Source organism: Paraburkholderia sediminicola, assembly GCF_046026895.1.
Taxonomy (GTDB): domain Bacteria; phylum Pseudomonadota; class Gammaproteobacteria; order Burkholderiales; family Burkholderiaceae; genus Paraburkholderia; species Paraburkholderia sediminicola_C.
The window spans coordinates 1-9,209 of the sequence record NZ_JAQQEU010000137.1; the positions used below are offsets into that span (position 1 = coordinate 1).

Sequence of the window (9,209 nt, forward strand, 5' to 3'; positions counted from 1 at the left end):
CGTCAAGACGCGGCCCGGCGCGTCGACCCGGGCCGCTTCTTTTAACGCTTCTTTCAGTGTTTTTTTTGTGTCGCCGAGGCACTCGGTGCTACGCGTATCGGCGGCGCGCCCGAAGGCGCCGTGGCGGGTTGTGGCTTCTTCTCCTGTTTCGGTTTTTTGACTTCACGGTTACTGCGCATCTGACCTTTTGCCATGATGAACTCCCAGTTGGCGTTTCGCTCCACGCGGAAGCAGTCAGGAGTGTGCGCTGATTTTGCCGTCGATGCCGGGGTTTCTGAATTCGCTTCCCGGCCGGGCGCGGCAGCCGGATGGCGCGCGTGCGCGCCGCTTCGCCTGCTTGCGCGTAACTCCAGGGCGATGCCGCTAGTAGATCCGGTTGTCGTCGCTGCGTGCGAGCCGGTCCGATACATCCGCCAGCAGCAGCGCGAGGCCGAGCGCGCCCATCGTCGCGAAGAGGAAGGCGCCGATCGTCGCAGCCAGTATCAAGGTTGCCCACGCAAGGCCGGTCATAGAGTATTTCCGCAAGTTGTCCGGCATCCTAACCCGGCACCGCCAGCGCTTTCTGTGCGCAAGCGGACGCCGATCCTGTCACATTGCGCCGAACCATCATCAGATCGTGCCGGTTGCGCGCCACGTGGCTCCGGAATGTGGTCACTGCAACCGTTCTCCGCTCAGCGTTGCGGGAGAATGCTGCAAGCTGTGCATCTTCTTCTGCACTGTGCCTCGCGAGGGGCCGCAAGCAACGCGTCGCAGAACGGCTAGATCGCCAGGTTGTAAACGCCGTGATTCGCGCCGCATGGCGGTTTCTTGCGAAAGACCTGTAGCGCATTTCCGCAATTCGCTGGCGGAATGGAACTGTTTATGATTCAGCTGAATAAATGATGGTCCGTGAATTGCGACGATCGCAAACGTTTTCTCATATTCATGTTTCACGATTGCAACATAAATCGCCGGAGTTATTTTTGAAAACCGATAAAGCCAATTAAATAATTTTTTTGCCTTATAACGTGCCTATATTGGGCTCTGCATTTGTTCACTATCCCGCGTATGGCAATCGTCAGGAGGAAGCGAGGCGATGCCGCACTTGGGGAAGCCTCCGCTGCGATAAAGAAGATTGTCATCGGGCGACGCGTTTCTGAGAAAGAAATAACTTCAAACGCGCGAGATGATGGGTGGATCGATTTGTGGCTTCATCGTTTTCGAGTGGCCTCGCAGTGTGCGGTGGCGTACTTAAACATCCTTTTATGTGCACTAAGATTCGCGAAATGCCTATTCATTCGTGGGGCGAAGCGCAGATTAATCCGGTGAAAAAATGGGGTCGGTCAGTGCGGGATTTCACTTGACCATCCGCATAGGCAATGCGCCAACATGTCCACACTTTCGGTCATGGCGGTTAAATGCTGGATTAGCCGTCACTATGATGCTGTACAGAGTGGCGCGATTCGTGGCCGTGAAAGGTGAAAAGTGGATCTGTTTTCCGGCGAGAGGATGACTATGACTTGCGCGAGTCTCGAGTCTGCAATGCTGCGCTGGGTGCCCGCTCCGAACAAGGGTACCCGTCGCATCGCGCTACTGATGTTCAACGACTGCTCGCTGCAGGGCGCGGGCGTGGTGGCAGAGGTCTTCCAGGCAGCGAACGAACTGGCTTCGTCGGGCTCGGGCGGTTGGGTGTACGACGTTTCTTTTCTCTCCGCCGACGGTGGCATGGTGACCTCGTCGGCGGGGCTGCGCGTGTGGACCGAAGGACTCGACGCGCGGCATGACGGCGGCTTCGATGCGCTGTACATCGCGGGCGGCAAGGGCGCATGCGCCGCCGCCAACGACGAGCGGCTGATTATATGGCTGCGCCGTGTGCGCGGCGACACCGGCATGATCCGGCCGATCGCCGAGGGCCGCGCGCTGCTCGAGGCGGCTTATGTGTGCAACAGCAAGGTGCCCCACGGCAAGGTGGCGGACAGCAACCCAAGCGCCGATTGGCGCCGGGCGATAGCGCACGGCGCGCGGCAGGCCGAGCCGGGCGCCGATGCGGGCGACCGCCTCGAATCGATGCGAAGCGCGCTGGCGATGATCAAGCGCGATCTCGGCGGCGGCGCCGCGCGCTCGGTGGCCGAACGCCTGCTCGCCGATTCGTGCACGAACCTCGCGCCGCTGCTCGGCGAGGACGGCGGGCTGAGTCCCGGCGACAAGGTGCGCGCGGCGGCCCGCTGGCTGCAGGAAAACTGTCAGCAGGCGATTTCGATTGCGGACGCGGCGCAGTTCGCCGCGATGAGCGAGCGCAACTTTCTGCGCCGCTTCAAGATGGAAATGGGCATTACGCCGTCGAGCTTTCTGCTGCACGAACGCCTCGCGGCGACGTGCAGCCTGTTGACCGAATCGGAGTTGCCGGTCGACAAGATTGCCCGGCGCACCGGCATGGGCAATGGCGACAGGTTGGCGAAAGTGTTTCGCAAGCGGATGAGAATTTCTCCGACCGAATTCCGGATTCAAAGCCGCCGAATGGCAGGCGAATAGCACGCGACGGGGGGCGCCCTGACGGCTGCGCGAGGAACGCGGCAGCAGGGAAGGTTTTTCCTGACTTTTGAGAATTATAAGGATTCCAAATATGTTGACTCAGGGAACTGGGAACGCCACGTCGGCAGGACCGGACGACGCGGCCGCGACAAGCGCTGGCGCGCGTTGCACGCACCTCGTCCCGGTAATTCTTGCGGGCGGCTCGGGCACGCGGCTGTGGCCGGTGTCGCGCGAAAACTTTCCGAAGCAGCTGATCGACGTGGTCGGCTCCGACTCGCTGCTGCAGGCAACCGCGCGGCGTATGGACGGTTTTCCGGCCGGCTGGAGCGTCGACCCTGCGCCGATCATCGTATGCGGCGAAGAACATCGCTTCGTGATTGCAAAACAGCTTCACGGAAATGGCGTGGAGGCTCGTCTGGTGGTGGAGCCGGCGCGCCGCGACACGGCGCCGGCTTTGACGCTGGCGGCAACGCTCGCCCGCGCGCAGGGTGGCGACGCGATTCTGATCGTGATGCCGGCCGATCACTCGATCGCCGATCTGCCGGCCTTGCAGGGCGCGCTGGCGAGCGCCGCGCGCCATGCGGAGCGCGGCGCGGTCGCGACGCTTGGCGTGCCGCCCACACGTGCCGACACGGGCTTCGGCTATATCCGCATCGGCGCCGATCTGGGCGACGGCGCCCATGCAATCGACGCCTTCGTCGAGAAGCCCGCGCAAGAACTCGCCGCGCAGTACGTCGCGGCGGGCACGTATTGGTGGAACAGCGGCATCTTCATCGTCCGCGCGAGCGTGTGGCTGGAGACGCTCAAGCGCCTGCAACCCGACATGCACGCGGCGTGCGAGCGCGCGTTTGCCGGCGGGCTCACCGAGGGCGCGGTGTTCCGTCCGCAGCTGGATGCGTTTCTCGGCGTGCAGCCGAACTCGATCGACTACGCAGTGATGGAGCGCCTGACCGAAGCCGCCGAAGCGGGCGCGCTCCACGGCACGCACGGTGCGAACGGCACGCATGAAGCCGACCCGGCGGCGATGCCCACGGGCGTCGTTGTCAGACTGGACGCGGGCTGGTCCGATCTCGGTTCGTGGGACGCCGTGTGGGCCGCGATGGACAAGGATGAGAACGGCAACGCGGGGCGCGGCCGGGTCGCGTTCGAAGGCGCGGTGTCGAGTTACGCGCATTCGGAAGGACGGCTGGTCGCGTGCGTGGGCACGGCCAATGTGGTGGTGGTCGAAACCGCCGATGCCGTGCTGGTGGTCGACCGCTCGCGCGTGCAGGACGTCAAGGGGCTGGTCGCACGTATCAAGGCGCAGCACGCGCCCGAGGCCGACGCGCATCGCAAGGTGCACCGCCCCTGGGGCTTTTACGATTCGATCGATCACGGCGACCGGTTTCAGGTCAAGCGCATCGTGGTGACGCCGGGCGCGAAGCTGTCGCTGCAACTGCATCACCACCGCGCGGAACACTGGGTGGTGGTGTGTGGCACGGCGCTCGTCACGCGTGGCGACGAGCAGTTCCTGCTAAGCGAAAACGAATCGACGTATATCCCGCTCGGCACGCGTCACCGGCTTGAAAACCCCGGCAAGGTGCCGCTCGAAATCATTGAAATCCAGTCAGGCGCCTATCTTGGCGAAGACGACATTGTGAGGTTCGACGACAACTACGGCCGCTGTTCGTGAGCAGCACGCCGCGATTCATTCTCGTACAGGAACGGCAAGGATGAGGTAAGCAAAATGCGCAAGTTTCAGGATTTACTCGCGCGAGTTTTCGATGTCGCGTTGGTGTTAGTGGGTGCTGCGGTGGCGTCGCAGATCCGTTTCGACTATCTCGCTCAAACGGGCTTCTATTGGGCGCTGGTGATGTTTTCCGCCGCGTTCGCGCTGGCCATTTTTCCGGCGTTCGGCGTGTACGAATCGTGGCGTGGCCGCTCCAAGCTGGCGCTGGCGGGCCAGGTCTCGCTCGCGTGGCTGATCGTGCAGGCCTGCGCGCTCGTGCTGATGTATTCACTGCATCGCAGCGACGCCGTGTCGCGCCTGTGGTTCTCGTACTGGACCGCGGTTACGGGCGGGCTGATGATCGCGTATCGGCTGATCACGCACGCGGTGCTGGCGGGTGCTCGCGGCGCCGGCATGAATCTGCACCAGGTTGCGATCGTCGGCAGCGGCTCGCAGTGCGACGCCATCATTCGGCGCATCGAAGCCGCGCCGACCGCCGGCTTTCGCGCGACGGCCGTCTACAACACGCTGCCGGACGCGTCGGCCGTGACGAACCCGCGCGTGCCGGTGTTCGATAGCGTCGACGCGCTCGCCGGCTACATCCGCACGAACGACGTGCACGAACTCTGGCTGATGCTCGCGCTGAGCGAGGAGCCGCTGATCTGCTCGCTGATCAGCGAGTTCCGCGACGATCTGGTGAACATCCGCTTCGTGCCCGACGTGCGCAGCCACGCGCTGTTCGAAGGCAGCGGCGTGGTCGATCTGCTCGGCGTGCCGGCGATCAATCTGGTCGCCTCGCCGCTGTCCGCCAGTTCGATGCTGAAGAAGGAAATCTTCGACCGCCTGTTCGCGGCCTGGGCGCTGATCGCTCTCGCGCCGCTGCTGCTGGGCATCGCGATCGCGGTGAAGCTGTCGTCGCGCGGACCGGTGCTGTTCAAACAGAAGCGCAAGGGTGCCGACGGCCGCGTCTTCACGATCTACAAGTTCCGCTCGATGCGTCTGCATACCGAGGCCAAGGGCACGCTCAGCCAGGCCACGCGCCACGACAAGCGCGTGACGAGAGTGGGCGCGTTCCTGCGCCGCACGAGCCTCGACGAGCTGCCGCAATTTTTCAACGTGCTGCGTGGCGACATGTCGGTCGTCGGACCGCGTCCCCACGCACTCGAGCACGACGACCTCTATCTGAAAGTGGTCGCGGGCTATATCAATCGCTATCGAATCAAGCCGGGCATTACGGGTTGGGCGCAGATCAACGGCTTTCGGGGCGAGACCGACCGCATCGAGAAAATGGAGCGCCGCGTCGAGCATGACCTGTACTACCTGGGTCATTGGTCGTTCGCACTCGACATGCGGATCATCGGCGCGACGATAGTGGCCGGACTGGTGCATCGAAACGCTTACTAAGACGTAGTTAACAAACACGCTGGGGGATGCCTGTTCCCGGGAACAGGCGCTCCGGCGCACGGAGGAAACATCATGAGCTCACTTGGACTACGCACAGGAAGTCTCCTGGTTTTCGCTACGGCAACGCTGCTTTCCGGGTGCGGCATCGTGCCCGGTCAACGGATGGTCACGCCGGCCACGATCCAGGAGACGGGTGGCGACTTCAGCACGGAACCCCAGCAGCAGCAGACGATACCGATTACCGATATCAACCTGTCGCTGCTGCGCAAGATGAATGCGGATCAAACGTCGGCAACGCTGTCGCCGACGACGCTCGCGCTGTTCGGCAAGCCGCCGGTGTACAGGGTCGGCCCCGGCGACGTGCTGCAGATCGTCGTATGGGATCACCCGGAACTGGCCGCCGCGCTCGGACAGCCGACGCAGAGCTCGCGCACTGCGGATGCGATTCCCGGCTTCATGGTCGACGAAAACGGCGACGTGCAGTTCCCGTACGCGGGCAATCTGCATGTGGCAGGCAAGGACAGCGCGACGATCCAGAAGGAGTTGTACAACCGTCTGAGCAAGGTCTACCAGAAGCCCGAAGTGACGGTGCGGGTGGCGTCTTTCCGCAATGCGCAGATCTATGTGGACGGCGAACTGCGCACGCCTGGCGCGCAATCGCTGAACGACATTCCGATGTCGCTGACGATGGCGATCAACCAGGCCGGCGGCTTTGCCACGACTGCGGACCGGAGCCGCGTCCTTCTGATCCGTAACGGTGTGAACTACCCGCTCAACATCGACGATCTGATCAAGCGCGGCCACAACCCGTCGCAGATCTATCTTCAACCGGGCGACCTGGTGCGCGTGGCGGCACGTGAAGACAGCGGCGTGTATGTGATGGGCGAGGTCAACAAGCCGGCGACCGTGCTGCCGATGCGCAACGGCTCGCTGACGCTGTCGCAGGCACTCTCCGATAGCGGCAGCTTCGACTCGAACACGGCCGCGGCGCGCCAGTTGTTCGTGATCCGCAATTCGACGAGCGCTTCGCCGGAGATCTATCACCTCGATGCGACCTCGCCGGTTTCGATGGTGCTGGCCAATCAGTTCGAGCTTCAGCCGAAAGACGTCGTGTACGTCGGCCAGGGCGGACTGGTTCGCTTCAACCGTGTGCTGAACCTGCTGCTGCCGGCGATCAATGCGGCGGTGACGGGCGTGGTGGTATCGAAGTAACCCGCCGTGCAACCTGAAACCTGAACCGTCGGGCTTTGCTGGGTGAAGAACATGGCAATGAACTACCAAAACCGTTACACCGACGTGTCCGTGGCAGATGGGCGTCATCTGTCGGACTATCTCCGCACGATCGTGCGCGGTTGGCGCACCATTCTGGTGGTGACGCTGATCGCGCTCGCGGTGGGCTGCGCATACGCGTTTCTGACGCCGCCCACCTATCGCGCGGACGTGCTGTTCCACGTCGAGGACAGAACGGCGAATGCCAACGTCAATGCGAACGGCAGGGAAACGTCGCCGCCGCTTGGCGGCATGTTCGACACCAGGCCTTCCCCCGCGGCCGCCGAGATCGAGTTGCTCAAATCGAGGCTGGTCACGGAGGACACGGTCAGGAAGCTGCACTTGGACATCAGCGCGAAGCCGCGCTACTTTCCGGTGGTCGGCAGACTGATCGCGGGGCTGGTGAACGGCAAGTGGGGTTTCCGGCTGCCGTCGTCCATCAACCTGTCGGGCTTCGCATGGGGCAACGAGAGCATTGCGGTGTCGCGTTTCGATACGTCGAAGGAGTTGTACGACGCGCCCTTCACGCTGATTGCCGGCGCCGATGGCGCCTATGTGCTGCGCGACCGCAACGGCAGCGCGATTCTGTCGGGCCGGGTCGGCGAGACCGTGCAAACCGATACCGCCGACGGGCCGATTACGCTGCACGTCGACAAGCTGGTCGGCGTGCCGGGCTCGCATTTCGAACTGTCGCGCGCATCGACGCTGAGCACGGTCAACCGCTTGCAGAAGGCGCTGGTAGTGGAGGAGACCGCGGCGCAGTCGGGCGTGATTCGCGTGAGTTTTGAAGGCGGTGACAGCGCGTTGACGGCGGCGATCGTCAACAACGTGGCGCACGAGTTCGTGCGCCAGGACGTGGACAGCCGCTCGAACGAGACCGGGCACCTGCTGGCGTTCATCGAGCAGCAGTTGCCGGACGCGCGCAAGGCGCTCGACGACGCCGAGCAGCGCTACAACAAGTTCCGCAATGCGCACGGCTCCGTCGACATCGGCGAAGAAAGCCGCCTGCTGCTGCAGCAGATCGTCGACAACAAGACCAAGCTGCTCAATTTGCAGCAGCAACGCGCGGAGATGTCGCTGCGCTTCACGCCGAACCATCCGATGGTGGCCGCGATCGACGCACAGATCGCCGAATTGCAGGGCGCGCAAACCACCATGAACCGCAGCGTCTCGGTGATGCCGGATACCGAGCAGACCACGTTGCGTCTGTTGCGCGACGTGCACGTGAACACGGACATCTACACGAACCTGCTGAATAGCGCTCAGCAACTGCGCATGACGAAGGTGGCCCAGCAGGTGGGCGGTGTGCGCGTGGTCGACTTCGCCGAAGCGCCCGACGACCCCGTGCGCCCGAAGCGCGCGCTGGCGATCCTGAGCGCGCTCGGCGGCGGCCTCGCGCTCGGCATCATGCTGACCTTCTTCAAACGCGCGGTGTCCAGCGGCGTGGAGCGTCCCGACGAACTCGAAGCGATGCTCGGCGTGCCCGTGTTCGGGGTCGTGCCGCGCAGCCAGACCCAGTTGCGGCTGCAGGAGAAGGTCGCGCTGCGGCGGCGCGGCCAGCACGTGCTCGCGCAGCAGGCGCCGCAGGACATGGCCGTGGAAGGCGTGCGCAATCTGCGCACCTCGCTGCAGCTTTCGCTCAATCACGCCGAGAATAACGTCGTGATGATCACGGGCTCGCGGCCCGATAGCGGCAAGTCGTTCCTGTCGGTGAATCTGTCGGCGCTGGTGGCGTCGGCGGACAAGCGGGTGTTGATCATCGATGGCGACATGCGGCGCGGCGACGTGCATTCGCACTTCGGCATCGCGCATCAGCCGGGTTTGTCCGACGTGCTGAGCGGCGGCGATCTGCGCTCGATGATCCAGCACGACGTGCTGCCCGGTCTCGACGTGCTGCCCAAGGGCTCGCTCTCCATGCACCCGGCCGAGCTGCTGATGAGCAAGCGCTTCGAAACGATGCTCGACGAACTGAAGGCGTACTACGACGTCGTGATCGTCGATACGCCGCCGGTGCTCGCGGTCACGGACGCGGCGCTGATCGGCAAACACGCGGGCACGACGCTGCTGGTGGTGCGCCACGGCCGTCATCCGCTTAACGAGATCATCGAAACTGCCAAGCGGATGCGCAACGCAGGCGTGGCGATGCGCGGCGTGCTGCTCACCGACGTGCCGCAGGAAGGAGCGTTCCTCGGCTCGGAGTATCAGGGCGGGTATTACGGGTACGACAGCGTGGCCGGTTGAAGGCGGGGTGGGGGGCGGCGGGGCGCGCGCGGCCCCCCCCCCCCCAAAAAAAGACCCCCAAAAAACAACGCCCGCA

Annotated in this window: 6 protein-coding genes; 5 read left to right on the forward strand and 1 reads right to left on the reverse strand. The window is 63.7% G+C overall.

The genetic code is table 11. From position 1 onward, the window contains the following. Positions 1–363 precede the first annotated feature (363 nt). The gene (locus tag PQR02_RS38660) at positions 364–510 is read right to left on the reverse strand and encodes a hypothetical protein (RefSeq protein ID WP_408243098.1); all 147 of its coding nucleotides are present in this window, start codon (positions 508–510) and stop codon (positions 364–366) included. Positions 511–1,494: 984 nt separating this feature from the next. On the opposite strand from PQR02_RS38660, the gene PQR02_RS38665 reads away from it, so the two are divergent. From PQR02_RS38665 to PQR02_RS38685, 5 genes are all read left to right on the forward strand, one after another. After that, a complete protein-coding gene (locus PQR02_RS38665; RefSeq protein ID WP_408243103.1) occupies positions 1,495–2,511 on the forward strand; it encodes a helix-turn-helix domain-containing protein in 1,017 nt (338 codons plus the stop codon). A gap of 91 nt (positions 2,512–2,602) precedes the next feature. Beyond that, positions 2,603–4,183 (forward strand): sugar phosphate nucleotidyltransferase, encoded by a 1,581-nt coding sequence (locus PQR02_RS38670; protein WP_408243099.1) that lies wholly within the window; start codon positions 2,603–2,605, stop codon positions 4,181–4,183. Between the two features lie 54 nt (positions 4,184–4,237). After that, entirely contained in the window at positions 4,238–5,623 is a 1,386-nt protein-coding gene (locus PQR02_RS38675; protein ID WP_408243100.1) for an undecaprenyl-phosphate glucose phosphotransferase, read from the forward strand. Positions 5,624–5,695: 72 nt separating this feature from the next. Beyond that, a complete protein-coding gene (locus PQR02_RS38680) occupies positions 5,696–6,835 on the forward strand; it encodes a polysaccharide biosynthesis/export family protein (RefSeq protein ID WP_408243101.1) in 1,140 nt (379 codons plus the stop codon). A 51-nt stretch (positions 6,836–6,886) separates the two neighbouring features. After that, complete coding sequence (locus PQR02_RS38685; protein WP_408243102.1) at positions 6,887–9,133, forward strand: polysaccharide biosynthesis tyrosine autokinase; 2,247 nt, start codon at positions 6,887–6,889, stop codon at positions 9,131–9,133. The last annotated feature ends 76 nt before the right edge of the window (positions 9,134–9,209 follow it).

What these genes read in the sequence shown, in the direction of transcription:
- PQR02_RS38660 (WP_408243098.1), bottom strand. Translation starts at nt 510, where the DNA reads ATGACCGGCCTTGCGTGGGCAACCTTGATACTGGCTGCGACGATCGGC.
- PQR02_RS38665 (WP_408243103.1), top strand. Translation starts at nt 1,495, where the DNA reads ATGACTTGCGCGAGTCTCGAGTCTGCAATGCTGCGCTGGGTGCCCGCT.
- PQR02_RS38670 (WP_408243099.1), top strand. Translation starts at nt 2,603, where the DNA reads ATGTTGACTCAGGGAACTGGGAACGCCACGTCGGCAGGACCGGACGAC.
- PQR02_RS38675 (WP_408243100.1), top strand. Translation starts at nt 4,238, where the DNA reads ATGCGCAAGTTTCAGGATTTACTCGCGCGAGTTTTCGATGTCGCGTTG.
- PQR02_RS38680 (WP_408243101.1), top strand. Translation starts at nt 5,696, where the DNA reads ATGAGCTCACTTGGACTACGCACAGGAAGTCTCCTGGTTTTCGCTACG.
- PQR02_RS38685 (WP_408243102.1), top strand. Translation starts at nt 6,887, where the DNA reads ATGGCAATGAACTACCAAAACCGTTACACCGACGTGTCCGTGGCAGAT.